This is a genomic window from Pseudomonas sp. SWI44, from assembly GCF_002947915.1.
GTDB lineage: Bacteria > Pseudomonadota > Gammaproteobacteria > Pseudomonadales > Pseudomonadaceae > Aquipseudomonas > Aquipseudomonas taiwanensis.
This window is the reverse complement of sequence record NZ_CP026674.1, coordinates 2608710-2632569: the sequence shown is the minus strand read 5'-3', so window position 1 is coordinate 2632569 and position 23860 is coordinate 2608710. Positions and strand designations below refer to the sequence as shown.

General features: G+C 61.8%; 17 protein-coding genes and 1 pseudogene. 8 read left to right on the top strand and 10 right to left on the bottom strand.

Features of this window, described 5'->3' with window-relative positions; genetic code table 11:
- Window positions 1–353 precede the first annotated feature (353 nt).
- From C4Q26_RS12345 to ycaC, 3 genes are all read right to left on the bottom strand, one after another.
- Window positions 354–1172 carry an alpha/beta fold hydrolase gene (locus tag C4Q26_RS12345; RefSeq protein WP_104883121.1) on the bottom strand — a complete coding sequence of 273 codons (819 nt, stop codon included), beginning with the start codon at window positions 1170–1172 and terminating at the stop codon, window positions 354–356.
- Window positions 1173–1210: 38 nt separating this feature from the next.
- A complete protein-coding gene (locus C4Q26_RS12340) occupies window positions 1211–1777 on the bottom strand; it encodes an antibiotic biosynthesis monooxygenase (protein WP_104883120.1) in 567 nt (188 codons plus the stop codon).
- A gap of 116 nt (window positions 1778–1893) precedes the next feature.
- Entirely contained in the window at window positions 1894–2523 is a 630-nt protein-coding gene (gene ycaC / locus C4Q26_RS12335) for an isochorismate family cysteine hydrolase YcaC (RefSeq protein ID WP_023382993.1), read from the bottom strand.
- Between the two features lie 333 nt (window positions 2524–2856).
- On the opposite strand from ycaC, the gene C4Q26_RS12330 reads away from it, so the two are divergent.
- From C4Q26_RS12330 to C4Q26_RS12315, 3 genes are all read left to right on the top strand, one after another.
- Window positions 2857–4260 carry a PAAR domain-containing protein gene (locus C4Q26_RS12330; protein WP_104883119.1) on the top strand — a complete coding sequence of 468 codons (1404 nt, stop codon included), beginning with the start codon at window positions 2857–2859 and terminating at the stop codon, window positions 4258–4260.
- Between the two features lie 392 nt (window positions 4261–4652).
- Entirely contained in the window at window positions 4653–5255 is a 603-nt protein-coding gene (locus C4Q26_RS12320) for a hypothetical protein (RefSeq protein ID WP_027906677.1), read from the top strand.
- 312 nt (window positions 5256–5567) lie between these two features.
- Window positions 5568–6995 (top strand): mechanosensitive ion channel family protein, encoded by a 1428-nt coding sequence (locus C4Q26_RS12315; protein ID WP_023383001.1) that lies wholly within the window; start codon window positions 5568–5570, stop codon window positions 6993–6995.
- Between the two features lie 52 nt (window positions 6996–7047).
- Here the strand turns inward: C4Q26_RS12315 and C4Q26_RS12310 are convergent, their stop codons facing one another.
- Complete coding sequence (locus tag C4Q26_RS12310; RefSeq protein ID WP_023383002.1) at window positions 7048–8334, bottom strand: FAD-binding oxidoreductase; 1287 nt, start codon at window positions 8332–8334, stop codon at window positions 7048–7050.
- Window positions 8335–8530: 196 nt separating this feature from the next.
- Window positions 8531–10021 carry an aldehyde dehydrogenase family protein gene (locus C4Q26_RS12305; RefSeq protein WP_023383003.1) on the bottom strand — a complete coding sequence of 497 codons (1491 nt, stop codon included), beginning with the start codon at window positions 10019–10021 and terminating at the stop codon, window positions 8531–8533.
- Between the two features lie 136 nt (window positions 10022–10157).
- On the opposite strand from C4Q26_RS12305, the gene C4Q26_RS12300 reads away from it, so the two are divergent.
- A complete protein-coding gene (locus C4Q26_RS12300) occupies window positions 10158–11048 on the top strand; it encodes a LysR family transcriptional regulator (protein ID WP_023383004.1) in 891 nt (296 codons plus the stop codon).
- 162 nt (window positions 11049–11210) lie between these two features.
- Entirely contained in the window at window positions 11211–12605 is a 1395-nt protein-coding gene (locus tag C4Q26_RS12295; protein ID WP_023383005.1) for a VOC family protein, read from the top strand.
- Between the two features lie 55 nt (window positions 12606–12660).
- Here the strand turns inward: C4Q26_RS12295 and C4Q26_RS28765 are convergent, their stop codons facing one another.
- From C4Q26_RS28765 to C4Q26_RS12285, 3 genes and pseudogenes are all read right to left on the bottom strand, one after another.
- Complete coding sequence (locus C4Q26_RS28765; protein ID WP_371919602.1) at window positions 12661–13356, bottom strand: methyl-accepting chemotaxis protein; 696 nt, start codon at window positions 13354–13356, stop codon at window positions 12661–12663.
- A 216-nt stretch (window positions 13357–13572) separates the two neighbouring features.
- Window positions 13573–14568: pseudogene (locus tag C4Q26_RS28760) on the bottom strand (Cache 3/Cache 2 fusion domain-containing protein); the annotation flags it as partial.
- A 212-nt stretch (window positions 14569–14780) separates the two neighbouring features.
- Complete coding sequence (locus tag C4Q26_RS12285; RefSeq protein WP_023383007.1) at window positions 14781–15707, bottom strand: LysR substrate-binding domain-containing protein; 927 nt, start codon at window positions 15705–15707, stop codon at window positions 14781–14783.
- Between the two features lie 155 nt (window positions 15708–15862).
- Here C4Q26_RS12285 and C4Q26_RS12280 point away from each other — a divergent pair, with 155 nt between their 5' ends.
- Entirely contained in the window at window positions 15863–17260 is a 1398-nt protein-coding gene (locus C4Q26_RS12280; RefSeq protein ID WP_023383008.1) for a NorM family multidrug efflux MATE transporter, read from the top strand.
- A gap of 24 nt (window positions 17261–17284) precedes the next feature.
- On the opposite strand, the gene C4Q26_RS12275 is transcribed toward C4Q26_RS12280, so the two are convergent.
- On the bottom strand, window positions 17285–18943 hold the full coding sequence (locus tag C4Q26_RS12275; RefSeq protein WP_023383009.1) for a bifunctional diguanylate cyclase/phosphodiesterase: 1659 nt from the start codon (window positions 18941–18943) through the stop codon (window positions 17285–17287).
- Window positions 18944–19241: 298 nt separating this feature from the next.
- Here C4Q26_RS12275 and rep point away from each other — a divergent pair, with 298 nt between their 5' ends.
- Window positions 19242–21251: a DNA helicase Rep gene (rep, locus tag C4Q26_RS12270; protein ID WP_027906674.1), complete on the top strand. Its 2010-nt coding sequence runs from the start codon at window positions 19242–19244 to the stop codon at window positions 21249–21251.
- A gap of 64 nt (window positions 21252–21315) precedes the next feature.
- Window positions 21316–21888 (top strand): xanthine phosphoribosyltransferase, encoded by a 573-nt coding sequence (locus tag C4Q26_RS12265; protein ID WP_023383011.1) that lies wholly within the window; start codon window positions 21316–21318, stop codon window positions 21886–21888.
- A 111-nt stretch (window positions 21889–21999) separates the two neighbouring features.
- On the opposite strand, the gene C4Q26_RS12260 is transcribed toward C4Q26_RS12265, so the two are convergent.
- On the bottom strand, window positions 22000–23859 hold the full coding sequence (locus C4Q26_RS12260) for an acetyl-CoA hydrolase/transferase C-terminal domain-containing protein (protein ID WP_104883118.1): 1860 nt from the start codon (window positions 23857–23859) through the stop codon (window positions 22000–22002).
- Between the last annotated feature and the right edge of the window lies 1 nt (window position 23860).

The window sequence follows — 23860 nt, the reverse complement described above, 5'->3', positions numbered from 1 at the left end:
ATGCGTGAGCGGAACCGGCTTGGCCGGTGAAGGGCAATGCGGACCAGAGCGCGCCAGCGGCACCGAGCAGGGTGCTGGTGGCGATGAACTGGCGACGGGTCTTGTCGTTGGGGTCCTGGGACATGGTCTTCTCCGTCTGGCTGGGGCGGCAGGCGACTGCCGAGCATGCCGGTTCGCGCCGGGCTAAGGATTGGATGGATGTGCGGTGAAGTGGTTGAAGACTAGCAACCACTCGGATTCGTGCCGCCTGCCCCAGCCCTTTGGCCGGCAAGCCGACTCCCGCGGATCCCAGTGACGACACGATCGATGCGGGAGCCGACTCGCTGGCGATGGGCCGCACAGTGGCCCCGCCTTCAGCGCTGCAGGAACGCCAGCAGGTCTTCATTCAGCTGTTGCGCATGGGTCACCGCAAAGCCGTGCGGTGCACCGCTGTACACCTTCAACTCGGCCCCACGGATCAGTTCCGCGGCACGCTTGCCGGTGGTCTCGAACGGCACGATCTGGTCGTCATCCCCGTGGATTACCAGGGTTGGCACATCGATCTTGGCCATATCCGGACGGAAGTCGGTCTCGGAGAATGCCGTCACGCAATCGAGGGTGCCCTTGATCGACGCCATCAGGGCGATATTCAGGGTCTGGGTCTGCACGCCCTGAGATACCTGCTGCCCATGGTTCAGGCCATAGAATGGCGTGGCGAAGTCGGCGATGAACTGTGCGCGATCGGCGCGCAGGCCAGCCTTGATGCCTTCGAACACCGAAAGGTCGACACCCTCCTGGTTGCTTTCGATCTTGCCAAACACTGGCGTCACCGCCCCCAGCAGCACCAGGCCGGCAACGCGCGCGCTACCGTGACGGGCGATGTAGCGGCTGACATCGCCACCGCCCATCGAGAAGCCCGCCAGGGTTACCTCGCGCAGGTCGAGGTGTTCGATCAGTTGTGCGATGTCATCGGCGAAGGTGTCGTAGTCATAACCGGTCCACGGCTGATCGGAGCGGCCAAACCCTCGACGGTCGAAGGCGATGGCACGGTAGCCACGGCTGGCCAGGTACTCCATCTGCGAATCCCACATGTCGGCGTCCAGCGGCCAACCGTGGCTGAACAGTACAGGCTTGCCGCTGCCCCAGTCCTTGTAATAGATCGAAGTGCCATCGCGGGTGACGAGTGTGCTCATGTCGGTATCTCCTTGAAAGTCTGCAGGTGAGGTGTGAATCAGCCGCGCAGCCACTTGGCGCAGCGGCGGGTTACCCAAGGCATGATGTAGAACACCACGGGCAGGATGACGAACAGGTTGACGATCAGGTTGCTGGTAACCCGGCCGCCCAACAGCGGGAAGTGCGCGAACAAGGGTGCCAGCAGTTGAGGAATGACCAGGGTCATCGGACAGATCACCAGGTAGGTCAGCAGCGCCTGCTTCCAACGCGGCGGCGGTGCAACGTTGGTGCTGGGCGGGGTGAACCAGAACTCGGGATCTTCGTGGACCTGGGTGTGGTCACCGTCTTCGAGCAGCGGCAGCACCTCTTCGACCAGCGCCTGGCGTTCGGCCGAGTTGACCCAGGCCTGCAACAGACTGGAATCGGCAAAGCGAACCACGGTGGTGAAGTGGCGCCCACCGTCGTCGGGGCGAATGACATTGACATCCAGGTGCCCCGGCTGACGGCGCGCGGTGCTGACCGTGCGCTTTAGCCACGCCTCGTAGCCCGCCAGCGACTCGGCGCGGACCTTGTGTTGGATGACCAGGGTCACCACGTTGCGGTTGTCTTGGAATGCGGTGTTCATCGGCGTTCCTTGGGATGAGCTTGCCCGCATCCACTGTGCAACGGCGGACGGGCTGAGGATTGGATGGGTGTGCTGCCTTGCCCGGGCACCGATGCTTGGTGCCCGGGCGGCGGGGCTTACTTGCCGGCGGTGAGGGCGTTGTAGGTGGTAATCAGGTTGCGGTAGTCCGGGATGTGGTTCGAGCACAGCGCCGCCAGACCCTCGATGTCGTTGCGCCAGTCGCGGTGCAGCTCACAGGCCACGCCGAACCAGGTCATCATTTGCGCACCCGCCTGGCTCATGCGGTTGTGGGCAGCATCGCGGGTCATCTCGTTGAAGGTGCCCGAAGCGTCGGTCACCACGAACACATCGAATTCTTCCTCCAGGGCCGACAGCGCCGGGAACGCCACGCACACTTCGGTCACCACGCCAGCGATGATCAGTTGCTTCTTGCCGGTGGCCTTCACCGCCTTGACGAAGTCTTCGTTGTCCCAGGCGTTGATCTGACCAGGGCGGGCAATGTACGGGGCATCCGGGAACAGCGCCTTGAGTTCCGGTACCAGTGGGCCATTGGGGCCTTGCTCGAAGCTGGTGGTGAGAATGGTCGGCAGGTTGAAGAACTTGGCCAGGTCCGCCAGGGCCAGCACGTTGTTCTTGAACGTGTCCGGCTCGATGTCGCGCACCAGGGACAGCAGGCCAGCCTGGTGGTCGACCAGCAGCACGGCAGCGTCGTCTTTGTTCAGGCGGTTGTATTTGAACTGGGTCATGGTCGTCGCTCCTAAGGGGTTCTGATCTTCAGTAAGTGGGGTGTTTCGCGTTGATGGGAGAAGATTAAAACCAGACCCTTTGGCGCGGAAGATAGTGAATTTTGGCTTTAGCGTTCCATTATGTGAACGATCTGAGCACACCGTTACAAGCGTTGCCTACCCGCTCGGCTCCACGCACACGACATACTTTTGGATACCTTCACCCTAAAAGCAGGACCTTTCCTACAGGTCAATCTGCATCTTGCGTAAGGCATGTCTTAAGCGCTGCCCCGCCCGAAAATAGGGGCCTTCAGAGTGATAGCTTGCCGGATTCACATCTCAGGGAATCGAGACATGAATCAGCGCACCAACATTTTCGGTAACGGCCAAGGCCTCGACGGCGACGTCACCACCACAGGTGCCACGTGCATCGCCAGCCATTCCCGGGGCACGTTCAATGGCCGCCGGTGGTTGATCGAAGGCGACCGAACTACCGCCTGCCCACGCTGTGGTGAGGAAGGCGTCATCATCGAAGGCGAGCAACGTTGGATGCAGGACGGTCGGCCCACCGCCGTGGACGGCTCGCTGGTCAAGTGCGGCTGCCCGTTGGGCAGCAACCGCGTGTTGGCGCCGTTGAATCAGGGCCCTGCACCGCGTCGCATGACGGCGGCTGGAACCGTTGTCGAGGCACAAGCCCCAGCCCAGGCAACCCCGCACGTGAACAGGTACCGGCCTTCGGCATTTCAATCATCGACCGCGCCTCAAGGCATGGAGCCTGGCTTCTATATCGTGCCGCGGTGCATGACCTACCAGGAGGTTCTGATTCAGCTCGGCGCGCCGCAGGCGAACCTGCCGAACTCGATTCTGCAGCGCCTGAACCCGACCTATCAGCAAGGGTTCAAGGCAGGAGAGATCTTCGTTATCGGCGACGGCCTGAGCCGACCGGTTTGCACCCGTGAAGAGCTGTATTCGATGAGCGCGGCAAAACAGGCGCGGGAGGCATTGGCAAGCCTGACGCCGGAAGAGGCCGAGTTCATGATGCAACATCAGGCCGACATTGCCGGATTGCTTGGTGAGGTGAGCCAGGCGATGGGGGTGAGCGAGGCGATGCTGGCAAAGTCGCTGGACGAACTGGGTCTTATATTGCGAAAGATTGAAGAACTGCATCAGCAGCAGTTTGCCAAGTACGGACACCTGCATAGCAAAGAGTTTTTTGAAGAACGCATGAAGCTACTCAAGCAATTAAATACAATTTTGAAAGCGACCGTTCTGAACAAGCGCCTTAACCTTGGAAATTATGAAACCCTACGCCGACACCTCGGAATTTCGTCAAAAAGCCTGGTGCACCACTGGAGTAAAATAGGGGCGCCAGGCCAGATTCCCGGCTATTCGACACACCTCAATAAGCTGGCAAGCATCTCTAAGTATTTGAAGGCAGGAGGACGTCTAGGCGTTGCTATCGGAGGGGTTGGTTCGGCCATGAAAGTTGCCGACGTATGCCGAGCGGGTAATACAAGAGCCTGTGAAAAAGTCAAGATCACTGAGGCGGGAAATTTTTCCGGCGGTTTAGCCGGGGGCTGGATTGGAGGTAGAGCAGGATCAAAATTGGCTGCGACAGTTTGCATTAGACCGGGTGCCGGCGCCTTGATATGCGGAATAGCAGTAACTGGATTAGGAGTCTATGTCGGCAGCACACAAGGGATGGACGGCGGAGAAGTACTTGGGGAAATACTTTTCGAGGCCTTTCAAGATGATTGATAACCTCGACTTCAAGGTAAAATTATTCTCATTGGCCGCTCCTTTCTTCATAGGCTTGACCGGGCTGGCAATGGATATCCATATCGCCTGCACTCGCCACTATAAAATAATGACGTCAGCACTTCAAAGAAGCCCATGCCTGTCATACGCCACAACGCTTTGGGGAGAGACCAGTTTACGTTCGAGAGTACTCGTTATTTCCATGATAGCCGGCACCCTCACATCTCCTAAATTCTGCATTCGCAGAGGTTCACTAGACGCGCAAGACTACAGGGCGTTCCCTCACCGCCTCAAAAAAAGACTCATTATATCCTCGCAATTAAACGTAGCCGCATGCATCTGGCTAACTTTCAATCATTTCTTCATGTAACTTTCGCGGCGGGAGCAACAAATTGAACAAACCCCTGACACATAACACCGAGCAACAATCACACCTACCCAATGATCGCACTCAGTTTCACGTAGTCTCTATATCAAAATACGCAATCATGGGGGTATTCACCCTTGGCCTTTACATCGCATACTGCAATTATCGACACTGGCTACATATTCGAGGCCAACGCGGATTAAAACTCACTCCGCTGCTGTGCACGCTATTTGGCGGACTCACAATGTATTGGTTAATGAAAAACATAGTCGCCCGCAGCCGCGAGGTGAATCAATCTGTCGAAGGTACTGCACTCGGCGTCACGTTGATGTGGTGGATTCCCTATTTGGTCACGCTGTCTTGGGATTTGTTTAATCCCGAGAATTTCCTTAACAGCCTACCCCTGATGGTCAGGTTTTTGATGACTATCACTCTCGTCTTTGCGATCGCGACCTTTGGCACCGTTTCACTGTTGAGAATTCAGCAAGCCGCCAATGCATGTGCAGGTGATCCACTGGGACTGCAAAACTCTAAAATCACCTGGGTTAATATTTTCTGGATAATGATCAGCTGGTTGCCGATCACCGCCATTTTCGTCTACGTGGCAGGTCACGCAGCGCTGATTTGACCCCAACATTTACCTAGTGTCCTGTCTCGGAAATAAGCTCTTCACTTTTGGCGGCGTCCTGGGCTTTCGGCCTGCGTTGCCACTCCTCGCCATAGCCCTGCTATGACTCGTCGCGGCGCCTTTGCCGAACACCCAGGCCACTCGCCAGAAGAGAACGTATTTCCAAGACAGGACACTAGCCTGGACCAAAGGGGCCGTTTCAGTGGCAGGGCAACGGCCCCCGCCACTGGAGAAACCTCACCCCTCCCCCATTGCCTGCCACCTCAACCTACTCTATTACTACCCGCAGCCCTCCCTCATCCCGAGACCATCATGCTGGCGTTCATCCAGTCGTCCCCGTTGTTGCTCGGCACCGCCTTGATCCTGCTTGACCTCGTGCTCTGGCAACTGATCCCCCTCCAGCGCCACGCCTGGCGCATCGGCACGCGGTTGGTGATCTTCCTGCTGTTCAGTTCGGTGCTGGTGGCCGCTGGCATGAGCCCGCTGCAACCGCCACCCTGGCCAGACGATGTTTCGCGTAACCTGTTGGCCACGGTGCTGGCGATTGGCTGGTGGCTGTTCGGCGCACGAACGGTGACCGTAGTGTTCGGGCTGCTATTGGTGGCACGGGGCAGCCACGGCGGTCGGCTGTTGCAGGATGTGCTAGGGGCGTTGATCTTCCTGGCGGCGGTGGTAGCTGCCGCGGCTTACGTGATGCAACTGCCCGTGAAGGGCCTGCTGGCCACCTCTGGTGTCATGGCCATCGTCATTGGTCTTGCGCTGCAAAGCACTCTGGCCGACGTGTTTTCCGGCATCGTGCTGAATACCACCCGGCCTTACCAGATCGGCGATGCTATCTCCATCGACGGCACCGAGGGTAAGGTGGTGGATATCGACTGGCGCGCCACGCGCATGATCACCGGCAGCGGTAGTCTGGCGGTCATCCCCAACTCCGTGGCGGCCAAGGCCAAACTGCTCAACCACAGCCGTCCCATCGACCGCCATGGGGTGTCAATCAGCGTGGTGGTGCCTGCCAAGGTGCGGCCGAGGCGGGTTTTCGATGCCCTGGAGAAAGCACTGCAAGGCACCAGCGCCCTGCTCGCGAACCCCGCGCCAAAGGTTACTGTCAAGGCCTCGACACTGGAGTCGGTCGAGTACGAGGCCAGCGGTTTCATCGCCGACATGGCGCGCAAGACCGAAGTGCGCAACCAGCTGTTCGATCTGGCACATCGGCATCTGGAAGCCAGCGGTGTGATGTGGAACGTCGACTTGGCCATGCCTGCGCGCAGTCGCCAGCGTGAAGTGCTGGACGAGGTGCGCGTGTTCCGCTCGCTCACCGACGAAGAGCGCGACACCCTGAGCCAGCGCATGACCGCTGTGGAGTACCTGGCCGATCAGGTGATCCTGGGGGTGGGCGAGCAGTCCGATCACCTGCTGGTAATTGGCAGCGGCGTGGTCTCGGCGTCGGTACGCGACGGTGACAAGCTGCTGGAGGCTGGGCGTATGGGACCGGGAGAAGTGCTGGGGATCGAGGGTCTGATCGACGAGGACGATTCGTTCGCCGAATTCCGCACGCTGACCAGCTGTGTGCTGTTCCGCATCGACAAGGAGCAGGTGCGCAGCTGCCTGGCCCAGCGGGGCGAGGTGCAGACCGCGCTGACCAAACTGCAGCGCTTCCGGCGCCAGAGCCGGGAGTCGCTTTTGCTGCAAAAGCCGGCCCTGATCAAGAAGGGCGGTTTCCTAAGCTGGCTGCACAAGTAGGCCGTTGTTGGAACGGGCCCCATCGCCGGCTTGCCGCCGATGAGGCCATCAGCTAGAGCACGACTCTCAAGCACTGCCCGGCATGGTACAGCGAGAACCCAGACTCGTAGAACGCGGTGCGCAGCGACGGCGCACTGACCCCCGTCATCGGCGAGAAGGGAATCGGCAGGCTGTCCGGATCATCTTTGAGCAGGAACTCAGCGAACGCCCGGCCAATCACCGTTCCGGTGGTATTGCCACGCCCGTTGTAACCCGTCACCGCCACCAATCCGGGCGCAGGCTCGAACAGACGCATCAGGTGATCTGGAGTGAAGTCGATGCAACCGGTCCAGTGCATCTCCCACTCGACCTTGCCCAGTTCGGGGTAGTAGTGGCTCTGGATGCGGTCGGCCCAGCTGCGCACGAACCAGGTTGGCTTGTTGTCGACCCGGCCCAGGCTGCCAAGCAACAAGCGGCCCTGATCGTCACGGCGAATACTGCTGAGCACGGTGCGGGTATCCCACGAACCCTGGCCATAGGGCAGCACCTTGTCGGCGGCAGCACCCTGCAGCGGCTTGGAGGCCACCTGGTAGTAGTAGCCGCGGAAGAACTGCTTCTGCAGGTTGCTCCAATCGCCTTCGGTGTACGCGCCAGTGGATATCACCACCTTGTCGGCGCATACCGAACCGCGCGCGGTTCTTACCTGCCAGCCATCGCCGTCACGCGCCAGGCCTTCGACCGATGATTGCTGGAACACCTTGCCACCCAGGCGGGTGACAGCGGCGGCCAGGCCCTGGGTGTAACCCATGGGGTTGATGGTGCCGGCGCGGCGGTCTAGCAGCGCGGCGGAGATCTTGTCGGTGCCGCAGTATTCCTGGCATTGCACGCCAGTGAGCAACTCCACATCGGCACCACGACGGCGCCATTGCTCGTGACGCGCTTGCAGGTCGGCAATACCGGTGGCGTTGTGCGCCATGTGCAGGGTGCCTTTGTGCTGCGCCTGGCAGTCGATGCCGAGGCGCTCGATCATGGCGAACACTTCGGCTGGGGCTTCACCCAGTACCTTGTTCAGGCGGCTGCCTTGCTTCTGGCCAAGCGTTGCCTCGACATCGTCGGGACGAATCCAGGTGCCAGCGTTCACCAGGCCTACGTTGCGTCCTGAGCCACCGTGGCCGATCTTCCAGGCCTCCAGCAGAATCACCGACTTGCCCTGTTCCAGCAGGTGGATGGCCGCAGACAGGCCAGTGATACCGCCACCGATCACGCAGACGTCAGCCTTGTGCTCACCGGCCAGGGCCTGGGCGGCGACGGTCGGTTTGGTGACGTGTTCCCACAGACATTCTTGACGCAGTTCGGACATGGCCCGGCTCCAGCGATTTGTTCTTGTTGGGGCCGCCAAGCGGCCCATTCGCGGCGGTACGACGAACCGATAAACCCGCTCACACAGGGGCCACACAGGCCTCGAGGGCAGTGGAGAACCTGTGGGAACGGGTATATTGGGTCGCCGCACCACTGCGAACCGGGGGCAACGCCCCCGGCCATGCAGCATCAATCCATCAGTCGAACACGATACCCTGCGCCAACGGCAGCTCACGGGAGTAGTTCACGGTGTTGGTCTGGCGCCGCATGTAGCCCTTCCAGGCATCCGAACCCGACTCACGACCACCGCCAGTCTCCTTCTCGCCACCGAAAGCACCGCCGATTTCCGCGCCGCTGGTACCGATGTTGACGTTGGCGATACCGCAGTCGCTACCCGAAGCACTCTGGAAGCGCTCGGCTTCACGAATGTCGGTGGTGAAGATGCACGAGGACAGACCTTGTGGCACTTCGTTGTTCAGGCGCAAGGCCTCTTCGAAGTCGTCATAGGCCAGCACGTACAGGATCGGCGCGAAGGTCTCGTGGCGCACTACATCGCTCTGCGCCGGCATCTCGGCGATGGCGGGCGACACGTAGTAGGCGTTGGGGTACTGATCGGCCAGCTGACGCTCGCCACCGAATACCTGGCCACCCTCATCACGGGCCTTGGCCAAGGCACCCTGCATCGCATCGAACGACTGCTTGTCGATCAGCGGGCCAACCAGGTTGTCTTTGCGCGGGTCGCCGATGCGCACCTTGCCGTATGCCGCTTTGACGCGAGCAACCACTTCGTCCTTGATGGAGCGGTGCACGATCAGGCGACGCAGGGTGGTGCAGCGCTGGCCCGCGGTGCCGACTGCGGAGAACAGAATGCCGCGCACGGCCAGGTCCAGATCGGCGCTCGGGGCCAGGATCATGGCGTTGTTGCCACCCAGCTCCAGGATGCTGCGGCCGAAGCGTGCGGCCACACGCGGGCCGACTTCGCGACCCATACGGGTGCTGCCGGTGGCGCTGACCAGCGGAACGCGTGGGTCGTCGACCAGGGCTTCACCCGCTTCGCGGCCGCCGATCACCAGTTGCGACAGACCAGCCGGAGCATCGCCGAAGGCTTTCAGGGCTTTCTCGAACAGCGCCTGGCAAGCCAGGGCGGTCAGCGGGGTCTTCTCGGACGGTTTCCATACCACCGAGTTACCGGCCACCAGGGCCAGGGCGGTATTCCAGGCCCAGACGGCGACTGGGAAGTTGAAAGCGCTGATGACGCCGACCACGCCCAGCGGATGCCAGGTTTCACGCATGTGGTGGCCAGGACGCTCGGACGCGATGGTCAGGCCGTACAGCTGACGCGACAGGCCAACGGCGAAGTCGCAAATGTCGATCATTTCCTGTACTTCGCCCAGGCCTTCCTGGGTGATCTTGCCCGCTTCGATGGATACCAGCTCGCCGAGGTCGGCCTTGTGCTCGCGCAGCACTTCGCCGAACAGGCGCACCAGCTCGCCACGGCGTGGGGCCGGGACGCTGCGCCAGGCTTCGAAGGCGTTCTGCGCCCTGTCGATGCAGGCGATGGTCTCGGCTTTGCCGAGCAGTTTCACCGAGGCGATCTGGCTGCCGTCGATCGGCGTGTGAACAGGGTAGTCGCCCTGGGTGTGAGCCTCGGCGGCAACGCCAAGGCGCTCGAGCAATCCAGCAACCATTTGTGCTTCTCCTACATCGGGTGAAGGGATGGAAAAATGATGTGGATCAGTATTAATCCGATCACACCAGTGCAACAAACGACCTTTATTCCGCATATCATTCCGTCAGGTAATGATTTCTGCCGCAGAGACCGCTATGTCAAAACGCCTGGTTCCCTCCATGACCGCCCTGCAGTGCTTCGAAGCCGCAGCCCGTCACTTGAGTTTTACCCGTGCCGCCGAAGAGCTGCACCTGACCCAGAGCGCGGTCAGTAAACAGGTGGCACAGCTTGAGGACATGCTGCGTCACCACCTGTTCCTGCGTATTCGCCGGCGTCTGCAACTCACGCCTGCCGGCAGCCTGTACCTGGCCGAGGTGAACAAGATCCTGACCCAGGTCGACATGTCCAGCCGCTATGTCCTGACCTATGGCGAGCAGACCGAGATATTGAAGGTAGCCACTCAACCGAGTTTTGGCGTGCGCTGGCTGATCCCGCACCTCAAGGGCTTCGGCAAACGCCACCCGAATATCCACTTGGATATCCGCAACGAAATGGAGCCTTTTGCCCTGCTGCAAGGCTCGGCCGATGTGGTGTTCTTCTACGGCCAGGGCACCTGGCCGGGCGCTACCTGCCTTGAACTGTTCCGTGAGGACGTGGTGCCGGTATGCGCGCCGGAATTGCTGGCCGGCCGAACCCTGGCCGATGCCGCTGAACTGGCGGAACTGGTGCTGTTGCAAAGCACATCTCGCCCAGAGGCCTGGCATGAATGGTTCCTGGAGCTTGGACTGCACAGTGTCAGCGCCTACCACGGACCACGCTTCGATACGTTCTACATGGCATTAAGCGCGGCGCAGGCGGGGTGTGGAGTGGCGCTGGTGCCCAAATACCTGGCTGCCAAGGAGTTGGCCGAGGGAAGCCTGGTCATCCCCTGGGATCATGCGATGCGTAGCGCGGGGGCGCATTACCTGGCGTATGCCGAACATGCGGCCGAGGTGCCGAAGGTGCGAGCGCTGATGGCGTGGATCAACGAGCAGTTGTCGGTTTGACGTTGTCAGGCGCGTGGCGCGGCCTGCCACATTCTGCAGCGGCGGTCGCAACGACCTCAGGGTCGATCAAAAAAGGAATGACACACTCACTTTTTTTCGCTTGTGGCCAACGTGCATTCCCAGTTTTCATGTAAGTGTCCGAACCCAACCAGGAAGCTTGCGATGCCCGCCCACGATTTCGTCAGCCCCGACAGCATCCGTGCGCAGTTCTCTGCCGCCATGTCACTCATGTACAAACAGGAAGTGCCGCTGTACGGCACGCTGCTGGAGCTGGTGAGCGAAGTCAACCAGCAGGTCATGACCCAACAGCCAGCAGTGGCCGAGGCCCTGCGCTGGACCGGCGAAATCGAGCGCCTGGACCAGGAGCGCCACGGCGCGATCCGCGTGGGCACCGCAGAGGAACTGGCGACCATCGCCAAATTGTTCGCCGTCATGGGCATGGAACCTGTCGGCTACTACGATCTCAGCTCGGCCGGTGTACCGGTCCATTCCACCGCGTTCCGCGCGGTGCACGAGCAGTCCCTGCATGTCAGCCCCTTCCGGGTATTCACCTCGCTGTTACGACTGGAGCTGATCGACAACCCGCCACTGCGTGAACTGGCCCAGACCATTCTGGCCAAGCGCAAGATCTTCACCCCACGGGTACTGGAGCTGATCGCCCAAAGCGAGCGTGACGGCGGCCTGAATGCAGTCGATGCCCACACCTTCGTCCAAGAAGCGCTGCACACCTTCCGCTGGCACCAGGATGCCACGGTGACCGCCGAGCAGTATCAGCAGCTGCATGACCAGCACCGCCTGATCGCCGATGTGGTGGCCTTCAAAGGCCCACACATCAACCACCTGACGCCGCGCACGCTGGATATCGACGCGATCCAGGCCGGCATGCCTGCCAAGGGCATCCCGCCAAAAGCCGTGGTCGAAGGCCCTCCTACTCGCCGTCACCCGATCCTGTTGCGCCAGACCAGCTTCAAGGCGCTGCAAGAGACGGTCGCGTTCAGCGGTCAGCAGGGCAGCGAAGGCAGCCACACCGCGCGCTTCGGCGAAATCGAGCAACGCGGCGCGGCACTGACGCCCAAAGGCCGCCAGCTCTACGACACGCTGCTGGATGCGACCCGCGCGGCCCTGGGCGGCGCCCCGGCCGAGGCCAACGCCGAACGCTACATGGTGTTGCTCAAGGAGCAATTCGCCGCATTTCCGGATGACCTGGCCCAAATGCGCGAACAGGGTCTGGCCTACTTCCGCTACTTCCCCACCGAGAAGGGCTTGGCCGCACGGGATCAGGACGATCGCCCGACCACGCTGGAAGGGCTGATCGAAGCTGGCCATGTGCACTTCGAGGCGCTGGTGTACGAAGACTTCCTGCCGGTCAGTGCCGCGGGCATTTTCCAATCCAACCTCGGTGACGATGCCCAGGCCGAGTACGGTAGCAATGCCAACCGGGATGCTTTCGAGGCGGCACTTGGGCTGAAGGTACAGGATGAATTGACGCTGTATGCACAGAGTGAACAGCGTTCGCTGCAGGCATGTGCGCAGGCGTTGAACCTCGGCTCGATCTAAGCCTCGGTCATAAAGTCGCCGGCAAGCCCGCTTGCCGGCGACAGGTCCGTAGCAGTCAGCGGCCTACCCGAAATCGATCCACTTCCTGCCTCAACTGCGCTGCCAGCCCTTCCAGCTCCCGGGCAGTGAACGCCAGCTCGTTGGCCACGTCGCGTTGCTCGCTGTTGGCTTGCGCGATGCTCTGCAGGTTGCGGCTAAGCACCGTTGCCGTGCTGCTCTGCTCCTGTGTCGCGGTGCTGATGACGGCGAACTGTTCACCGGCAACGCGGCTTTGCTCATCGATGCGCGCCAGTGCCTCGGCCACTTTGTCGTTGCGCTCCAGGCCCTCCTGCATCAACTGGTTGCCCTGCTCCAGGGTGCTGATCGCATGCCCGGTCTGTTGCTGGATACTGGCGATCATGCCGGAAATTTCGTCCGTCGCCTGGCGCGTGCGGGCAGCCAGTCCTCGCACCTCATCAGCCACCACGGCGAAGCCTCGTCCCTGCTCGCCGGCCCGGGCCGCTTCAATGGCGGCGTTGAGCGCCAGCAAGTTGGTCTGCTCGGCAATCGCGGTGATCACCCCAACGATCCCACCGATTTCCTGGGAGCGAGCACCCAGGGTGTCCATCACCGTAGCCGTGCCACCCAGCGCCTCGGCGATCTGGCGTAGCGAGCTCGATGCCTGATCCATGGCGTTACGGCCGATGCGGGTCTGCTGGGCATTGTCGCGGGCCATGCGCTCGGTGCCCGCCATGTTGTCGGCGATGTTCATCGAGGTGGCGCTGAACTCTTCCACCGCGCCTGCCATGCTGGTGATCTCGCCGGACTGTTGGTCCATGCCTTCGCAAGCCCCGGCCGACAACCCGGCCAACGAGCGTGCCCGCCCGCTGACTTGCTCGGATGCATTGCGAATGTGCTCGACCATGGTCGACAGGGCCTCGCCCATCTTGTTGAAACTGCGTGCCAGCTGGCCGATTTCGTCATGGCTGGTGACATTCAGACGTGCATTGAGGTCGCCTGCTCCGAGGGCTTCGGCCTGCAGCACCAGGTCATCGAGGGGCCGAAGCTTGCGCCGCAACAACCACAGGGTCGCCGCCACCGCCAGCAGCATGGCCAGCAGGCTGCCGATGGCCAGGCGCCAGCCGACGCTCCAGGTCACCTCACGAATCTCCGCTTCCGGCATGCTCGCCACCACCGTCCATGGGCCTTCGGCGAAGGGCGCGGTGACGCTGAACAGTGGCTGCTCGGCATTGGCCGGCGGAACCAGCCATTGACCTCGTTCATCACGCAGGGCCAGCGAGCCGGTTTCACCAATGCGGAACCGCTTGAGGTTGGCGAACTGGGCATTCTGCGCGTCGGTGTAGTCGAAGCCGACGAACAACACGGCTATCACCCGCCCACTGCCATCGCTGACCGGCACGTAGCGAGTCATGTAGTTGCGCTCGAACAGCACGGCACGCCCGACATAGGTCTGGCCCGCCATCAGCTTTGCATAAGCCGGGTGCTGACGGTCGAGCTGGGTACCGATGGCGCGGCTACCATCCTGCTTGGTCAGCGAGGTGCTGATGCGCACGAAGTCGTCACCGCTGCGCACGAACAGCGTCGCGACACCCGCGGTCATCTGCTGGAATTCGTCCACCTGCTGGAAGTCGTTGTTCAGCAGCCGCTCGCCCAAGTACAACGCAGGCGTAGCCTGGCCTGCGACATTGACGGTTTCACCGGCATGCACTGTCAGGCCCGAGGCGAAACGCCGCTCGAACAAGCCGCTCAGGCGCTGGGTGTTGTCCTTGAGCGAGCTGTGGAAGGTTTCGAGCTGGTCGGCCAACAGCCGGGCCTCGCTGGCCAGGTGCTGCTGGCGGGTGGCGAGGTTGGCCTGGTCCAACGAGCGCAGGGCGAACAAGGTACTGCCGGTGATCACCAACGCCAGCACGATGGCGAGGGCGATTCCGAGCTGCGAGGCGATGCGTGCACGCGGTTGCGACATGGGGAAGCTCCTGACAAGTGGCCGGGATCATCCTGATCACCCAGGCCACCTGCGGGTTATCGACGAAAATCGCATCCTCTTCCGGGACGCTGGTGCCAGAGAATCGGCGTCGCAAGCCAATACTTGAGTGTCGGGCCGGGATATTCGCAAACGTTTTCGTTGTTGCAGCAAGCCCAGGATCCCACCCAGCCCCGAAGAAGGCGGCTTGCCGGCTAGAGGGGAGGCAGCATCTGCACATCCGGCAAACTCACCGCAGCCGCCTCCTCCTGCAGAAACACGCTCAGCCGTCGCAACCGCTCCCCACCCGGTCGGGTGCGCGGCCACACCAGATAGTAGTCCATGCCACTGGGCACCGCCGTGGGCCACGGCAGGCTCAGGCGTCCTTGCGCAACGTCCTCCGCCACCATCAGCAGGTCACCCATGGAAATCCCATAACCCCTGGCAGCCGCAATCATGCCCAGCTCCAGCGTGTCGAATACCTGGCCGCCCTTGAGCGAAACCTTTTCGGCAAGCCCCATGCGCTCTAGCCAAGCCCGCCAGTCACGCTTGTCCGGCGTTGGGTGCAGCAACTCGATGCCCGCCAACCGGCGCTCGTCCCAGGGGCCATCCTTGAGCAAATCCGGCGCCCCCACCGGGATCAGTAACTCGCTGAATAACCGGCGCACTTCCCAGTCTGGTGGGAACACACCGTCACTGAGCAACACTGCACAGTCGAACGGCTCCTGATTGAAGTCCACATGGTCGACGTCCATCCAGGCACTGGTCAGTTGCACCTCGTTACCCGGCTGCAAATGGCGAAAGCGGCTCAGGCGTGCCAGCAACCAGCGCATGGTCAAGGTCGAAGGCGCCTTCATGCGCAGGATGTCATCTTCACCGCGCAGGGTATCGCAAGCCCGCTCCAGCGCGGCGAAGCCCTCGCGCACACCCGGCAGCAGCACCCGCGCGGCCTCGGTCAATTGCAGGCTGCGCCCGCTGCGTACGAATAGGCGACAGGCGAAATGATCCTCCAAGGTGCGAATGTGTCGACTGACCGCACTCTGGGTAATCGAGAGCTCTTCGCCAGCGCGGGTGAAAGAGCTCAGCCGAGCGGCGGCTTCGAATGCGCGCAGTGCATAGAGCGCAGGCAACTGACGGGACATGGGGCACCTGAAAGAGGGCGTGGAAAGGAATGCAGATAATCATATATGCATGAGTTCAACTCATGCCAAGCATCGCTATTATCCTTTTGTGGAAAGTTGACCAAAGCCTCAGAATCGTCGCCTCGCCTACAGGATAAGCATCAAGGACCTCAACCATGCATGTCGCGCCCGCTACTGAACTCAAGGCTTTGCTGCGCCTGGCGGGGCCGCTGATCGCCTCGCAGTTGGCGCACATGCTGATGGTGTTGACCGACACCTTGATGATGGCCCGTATCAGCCCACAGGCCCTGGCAGGTGGCGGCCTGGGTGCGGCGAGCTATTCGTTCGTGTCGATTTTCTGCCTGGGTGTGATCGCTGCAGTCGGCACTCTGGTGGCGATTCGCAAAGGGGCGAATGACATCGAGGGCGCTACCCGCCTGGCACAGAACGGCCTGTGGTTGGCCTGGGGTCTGGCGCTGGTCGCGGCCCTGGTGCTGTGGAACCTCGAGCCTGTGTTACTGCTGTTCGGCCAGAAGCCCGAGAACGTGGCCTCGGCGGCCGAATTCCTTACCCTGCTGCCCTTGGCCCTGCCTGGCTACCTGACGTTCATGGCCTTGCGCGGATTCACCAGCGCATTGGGTCGCTCGACGCCAGTGATGGTCATCAGCCTGGTGGGCACGGTGCTCAACTATCTGTTCAACGTCGCGCTGATCGAAGGCATGTTCGGCCTGCCCAAGCTTGGCCTGATGGGCATCGGCCTGGTCACCGCCGTGGTGTCGATGGGCATGGCCATTGCCCTGGCGCTGTACATCCACTGGCACCCGGCCTATACACCCTACCCGCTACGCCGGGGCCTGTCGCGCCCTTCCCTGCCTGCCCTGCGGGAACTGTGGCGGCTGGGTCTGCCGATTGGCGGTACCTACATGGTGGAGGTGGGGCTGTTCGCCTTCGCCGCGCTGTGCATGGGTGTGCTCGGTAGCACGGAACTGGCGGCGCACCAGATCGCCCTGCAAATCGTGTCCACCGCATTCATGGTACCAACCGGGCTGTCGTACGCGGTGACCATGCGAGTGGGGCTTTACTACGGCGCCGACAACCTGTTGGCGGCACGCAGCGCTGGGCGTGTGGGAATCGGCTTCGGCGCGATGATCATGTTCGCCTTTGCCGCGCTGTTCTGGCTGCGTCCGGAGATGCTGGTAGGCCTGTTCATCGACGGCGATGACCCAGCCTTCGCGGCGATCTACCAGCTGGCGGTAAGCCTGCTGATGGTCGCGGCCTGGTTCGAGCTGTTCGATGGCGTGCAGACCATCGCCATGGGCTCGATACGTGGGCTGAAGGATGCCAAGACCACCTTCCTGATCGGGCTGTGCTGCTACTGGCTGGTAGGCGCACCGGCAGCGTGGCTGCTCACCTTCACCCTGGGCGGCGGTGCGGTCGGCGTGTGGTGGGGGCTGGCCTTGGGGCTGGCGTGCGCTTCGGTGGCACTGACGATCGGCTTCGAGTGGCGGATGAAGCGGTTGCTGAAGTCCAGGGCACCTACGCTGGCTGGGCAGCTCGTGCATGGACCGCGATGAGCCCTGCGGGACCGGCGGTGCGCCTCAGGCCGACCGCCGCCCCGGAACCTGCAACAGGTAATCGATCAACGCCTCGACCGGCAACGGCTTGCTGACCAGGAACCCCTGTACCTGGTCGCAACCGAACTCGCGCAGCAACTGCATCTGCTCTTCGCTCTCCACCCCCTCGGCGACCACTTCGAGGTTGAGGTTGTGCGCCAGGTTGATCATGGCGTGCACCAACTTGCGGTTCTCTTCGCGCATCTCCATTTCAGCGACGAAGCTGCGGTCGACCTTGAGTAACGTGATCGGCAAGCTGTTGAGGTGGACGAACGAAGAGAAGCCGGTACCGAAGTCATCCAGCGAAAACCGCACGCCAAGGCGCGCCAGGGCATCCATGGTCTGGCGGACCAGTTCGTTGCGACGCATGACGGCGGTCTCGGTAAGCTCGAACTCCAGCCAGCGGGCATCGACACCGTGCTCGATGATCAAGCGGCTCAGGGTAGCCAGCAACTGGCTGTCCTGGAACTGACGGAAGCTCAGGTTCACCGCCATGTGCAAGGGGGCCAGGCCCTCTTCACGCAAGGCTTGCATGTCACGCAGGGCGCGGGAAATCACCCAGTATCCCAACGGCACGATCAGCCCGCTCTGCTCGGCCAGCGGCACGAACTCACTGGGCGGCAGCAGGCCACGTTCGGCATGGCGCCAACGGACCAGGGCCTCCAGGCCAACGATACGACCGTCTTCCAGGTTCAATCGTGGCTGGTAATGCAGCTCCAACTCATCGCGGCGCAGCGCACGGCGCAACTCGCTTTCCAGGTCGGCCAGGCTGCGTGCGTTGCGGTTGATGCGCTCATTGAATACATGGAAGGTGCAGCCCTGGCTGCCCTTGGCCTGGCGCATGGCGATGTGGGCATGCCACATCAATGGGTCTGGCCCAGCCTGAGCGCGGGCATGGGCCAGGCCCAGGCTGCAGCCCAGCAGCAGGCTCTCGCCGTCTATCCAGAAGGGTTCGGCCAGCGCTTCGACGATCCGTTCGGCCATCCATTCGGCGCGGTTGGCATCGCGTCGGGTGTCGATCAGCAGGGCGAATTCGTCACTGCCCAGACGTGCCAGCTGGTCCCCCGCTTCCAGTTGCTGCTTCAGCCGGGCCACCACCTGCAAGATCAACCGGTCGCCGCTCTGGTGGCCAAGGGCATCGTTGACGTGGCGGAAATTGTCGAGGTCCAGGTGGCCAAGCGCCAGACCGCGCCCGTCATTCTCGGCCAGGCGCGCGGTCAGTAAGGCCTGGAAGCCCTGACGATTGGCGATGCCGGTAAGCGGGTCTTGTTCGGCCAGGCGCTGCAGGGTGGCCACCAGTACGCCGCGCTCACGCACATGGCGCAAGGATCGGCGGATGGCGTCGGCGCTGAGTTGATCGCGCACCAACCAATCGCTGACAGCCGTCGGTGGTGAGTCAGGCTCATGCTCAAGCAGCAAGATGGTGGGGAGTTCGCAACGCCCCGGCGCGGGTTGCAAGGCCGGGGTAGCCAACACCACCGCTTGGCGGTCTTGGTTGAACAGGGTGTCGACAGCCTCCCAACTGGGTGCGGTCAGCAATACGGCGCTGCCGCCCAAGGGCAGCAGGCAGTCGCGCAACAGGGCAGCCCATTCCGGCTCATCAGCCAACAACAGCAAACGCAAAGGTTCGACAGGCGTGGACAAGCGGGCTCCTTAAAGGCTTGGACAGTGAAGCGTATGAGGCCGGATATGCTACTGCATAAATGAAAACGATTTTCACTTTTAGACATATCCTTGCCTGCAGTGCTCCCCGACGCATTTTGACGTGCATCCTGCGCGAAACTCGCTAAACCAGCAAATCCGATTTTTTTCTTGGATATCATGAGTCTGACTAATAGTAGCGAGAGACAAAAGTCTGACTCAGACGTCAGACGGTCGCGCCACAACTGCCCCATGCCTGTTAGAATGCGCGGCTATTTTCTGGCGACCCCCGGTTTCTAGCATGTCCCGACTCAATCCCCGGCAACAAGAAGCCCGAGACTACGTCGGCGGCCCTCTTTTGGTGCTCGCCGGTGCTGGCTCCGGCAAGACCAGCGTGATCACGCGCAAGATTGCCCACCTCATCCAGAACTGCGGCATCCGCGCCCAGTACATCGTGGCGATGACCTTCACCAACAAGGCCGCCCGCGAGATGAAGGAGCGGGTCGCTACCCTGCTGCGTCCGGGCGAAGGCCGTGGCCTGACGGTGTGCACCTTCCACAACCTGGGCCTGAACATCATCCGCAAGGAACACGAGCGCCTGGGCTACAAGCCTGGTTTCTCGATCTTCGACGAGTCCGACATCAAGGCATTGCTGTCGGACATCATGCAGAAGGAATACTCCGGCGACGATGGCATCGACGAGATCAAGAACATGATCGGTGCCTGGAAGAACGACCTGGTCCTGCCTGCCGAGGCGTTGGAGAAAGCGCGCAACCCGCGCGAACAGACCGCCGCAATCGTCTATACCCACTACCAGCGCACGCTCAAGGCGTTCAACGCCGTGGACTTCGACGACTTGATCCTGCTGCCGGTCAAGCTGTTCCAGGAACACCCCGACGTGCTCGAACGCTGGCAGAACCGTGTGCGCTACCTGCTGGTGGACGAGTATCAGGACACCAACGCCAGCCAGTACCTGCTGGTGAAGATGCTGATCGGCATGCGCAACCAGTTCACCGTGGTCGGCGACGATGACCAGTCGATCTATGCCTGGCGTGGCGCCCGCCCGGAGAACCTCATGCTGCTCAAGGAGGACTATCCCTCCCTGAAAGTGGTGATGCTGGAGCAGAACTACCGCTCCACCAGCCGCATCCTGCGCTGCGCCAACGTGCTGATCGCCAACAACCCCCACGCGTTCGAAAAGCAGCTGTGGAGCGAGATGGGCGTGGGCGACGAGATCCGCGTGATCCGCTGCAAGAACGAGGAAGCCGAAGCCGAGCGGGTGGCCATGGAGATCCTCACCCTGCACCTGCGCACCAATCGCCCCTACAGCGATTTCGCCATCCTCTACCGTGGCAACTACCAGGCCAAGCTGATCGAGTTGAAGCTGCAACACCACCAGGTGCCATATCGCCTGTCCGGCGGCAACAGCTTCTTCGGCCGCCAGGAGGTCAAGGACCTGATGGCCTACCTGCGCTTGCTGGTGAACCCGGACGACGACAACGCCTACCTGCGGGTGATCAACGTACCGCGCCGGGAGATCGGCTCGACCACTTTGGAAAAGCTCGGCAACTACGCCACCGAGCGCGGCATCTCGATGTACGCCGCCAGCGAAGAGCTGGGCCTGGGTGAGCACCTGGATGCCCGCTACACAGAGCGCCTGCAGCGCTTCAAGCACTGGCTCGATGGCGTGCGTCACAAGGTCGCCCTGGAAGACCCGATTGCCGCGTTGCACGAGATGATCCGCGACATCGACTACGAGAACTGGATCCGCCAGCAGACCGCCAGCGACAAGGCGGCGGAGTTCCGCATCAGCAACGTCTGGTTCCTGGTCGAAGCGCTGAAGAACACCCTCGAGAAAGACGAAGAGGGTGACATGACCATCGAGGACGCCATCGGCAAACTGGTGCTGCGCGACATGCTCGAGCGCCAGCAGGAAGAGGAAGAAAACGCCGAAGGCGTGCAGATGATGACTCTGCATGCGTCCAAGGGCCTGGAATTCCCCTACGTGTTCATCATGGGCATGGAAGAGGAAATCCTCCCGCACCGTTCCAGCATCGAAGCCGACACCATCGAAGAGGAACGCCGCCTGGCCTATGTGGGCATCACCCGCGCCCGCCAGACCCTGGCCTTCACCTTCGCCGCCAAGCGCAAGCAGTATGGCGAAATCATCGACTGCACGCCCAGCCGCTTCCTTGACGAGCTGCCGCCGGAGGACCTGGCCTGGGAAGGCCTGGACGATGCGCCGGTAGAAGTCAAAGCCGCTCGCGGCAATAACGCCCTGGCCGACATCCGGGCAATGCTCAAACGCTGATCAACCATTACTCTTTAACACTGCCGCTTCATGCGGCCACCTTTGCTACATCGAGGAATACACAGTGGAAGCACTGCAGCAGAAGATTCGCGAAGAAGGCATCGTGCTTTCCGATCAGGTTCTCAAAGTCGACGCGTTTCTCAACCACCAGATCGACCCTGCGCTGATGCAGCTGATCGGTGACGAATTCGCCCGCCTGTTCGCCGACGCCGGCGTGACCAAGATCGTCACCATCGAAGCCTCGGGCATTGCCCCGGCCGTGATGACTGGCCTGAAGCTGGGCGTACCGGTGATCTTCGCGCGCAAGCACCAGTCGCTGACCCTGACCGAGAACCTGCTGACCGCCTCGGTGTACTCCTTCACCAAGCAGACCGAGAACACCGTGGCCATCTCGCCGCGCCACCTCAACAGCAGCGACCGCGTGCTGGTGATCGACGATTTCCTGGCCAACGGCAAGGCTTCGCAGGCACTGATCTCGATCATCAAGCAAGCCGGTGCTACCGTGGCGGGCCTGGGTATCGTCATCGAGAAATCGTTCCAGGGCGGCCGTGCCGAGCTGGACAGCCAGGGTTACCGCGTCGAATCGCTGGCCCGGGTGAAGTCGCTGGAAGGTGGTGTGGTCAGCTTCATCGACTAAAGCCTGAGCACCTCTCCTGTAGGAGCGGGTTTACCCGCGAAGACAACGGTGACGTCACCCTCTCATTCGTAGGTGAACCCGCTCCCACAGGGTAAGGCGCTGAACCTTGGTTTAGCGGGTTGCCTCTAGCCCCGCCAGCAACAACCGCTGATACAACTCTTCCTTCAGCCCCTGCGGTTGATCCAGCTGCATCCGCGCCAGGTGCGCCTCATACCCCTCCGGCCCCGGTGCCTCCAGTGCCGCCTTGCCCAGCTCCAGCACCTCTCTGAGCTTGAACTTGCTCTTCAACCAGTTGAGCGCGCGCAGCAAGTCCTGCTCTTGTGCCGTGAAATCCGTGCCCAGCGGATACTCTGGGAACAACCGTGCGTGCCGTGCCCGCACCGCCTCAAGCCGCTCGGGCGTGTTGTCGGTGAAGCGCGGATCCAGCTGAAAGTCCCTGGCCAATTTACCGGCACGCTTGGCTTGCTCCATCAACGTGTCCTGGAACCGCGAGTCACTCACCGCCAGCAACCGCGCAATCACTTCGCTGTCGGTCTGCCCGCGCAAGTCGGCGATGCCGTACTCGGTCACCACGATATCGCGTAGGTGTCGGGGGATGGTGCAGTGGCCATAGGTCCAGAACAGGTTCGAGCTGATCTCACCACCCGCCTCGCGCCAGCTGCGCAGCAGCAAAATCGAGCGCCCGCCTTCCAGTGCGTGGGCCTGGGCAACGAAATTGTACTGCCCACCTACGCCGCTGAGTACACGGCCGTCTTCCAGCTGATCGGCCACCCCGGCACCGAGCAACGTCATGCCGAACGCCGTGTTGATGAAACGCGCATCGCGCCGCTGGTGGCGCTTGAGTTCTTCCTGCCCGTACAGCTCGTTGATGAAGCTGATACGAGTCATCGCAAACCGTGCGCGCTGCTCAAGCGGCATCTCCCTCAGCCGCTGGTAGAACGCCTGAGGCCCGAGGAAAAAGCCGCCATGCAACACCGGCCCCTGCCCATCGGCCGAGCGCCGTAGCAAGCCCGCTTCGGCCAGCACCAACAGGCCGTTAACGAACATTTCGCTGCAGCCGTACAGGCCTTCAGCGAAAGTCTCCAGCCCCCCTTCCCGCCCAATCAGCGCCTGCCACGGGCCGATATCCAGTTCGTCGAGCAAGGCCCGGTAGCCCGCGTTGTCGCCCTGGCGCGCCAGCAACGCCGCAGCGACTGCATCCCCCATGGCACCGATGCCGATCTGCAAGGTGCCGCCGTCACGCACCAGCGTGCTGGCGTGCAAACCAATGCAGTGGTCCTGGGTGTTGACCGGCATGTTCGGCGTGGAGAACAACCGGCGCTGCTCGGCTTCATCGATCAGCAGGTCGAACGCATCGATGGGCAATTCCCCATCGCCAGGCATGTACGGCAGTTCGGTATGTACTTGGCCAAGCATCAGAATGGTTTCGCCGGCCGCACGGCGCTTGGCGATCATCGGCAGCAGGTCGAGGGTGATGTCGGGGTTGCAGGCCAGGCTGAGGTGGACGGACTTCTCGGGAGTGGCAGCGACCAGTTGCGCGATCAGGTTCAGGCCCTTGGCGTTGATGTCACGGGCGGCGTGGCTGTAGTTGCTGCTGATGTAGTCCTGCTGGGCCGATTCGCTGTTTAGCAAGCTGCCGGGCTGCATGAAAAACTGCTCCACGCGAATGTTCGGCGGCAGGTTGTCGTTGCGCAGGTCGGCGAGGTAGATGAGCTCTTCGTAGTCGGCGAAGATACGCTCGATGAAGGGTTCGAGAAAACGCCGTTGCAGGCCATCGCCCAGCGGCGGGCGGCCTAGCGACAGTGCCGTGTAGATGGTCAGCCGACGCTCGGGCAAGTCGCGCACCCTGGCATACAGGGCGTTCACGAAAGTGTTGGGTTTGCCCAGGCCCAAAGGCAGACCCATGTGGATATGGGTTGGCAGCCGGGACAAGACCTGTTCGACAGCCTGGTCGATGGAGCAGAGGTGCATC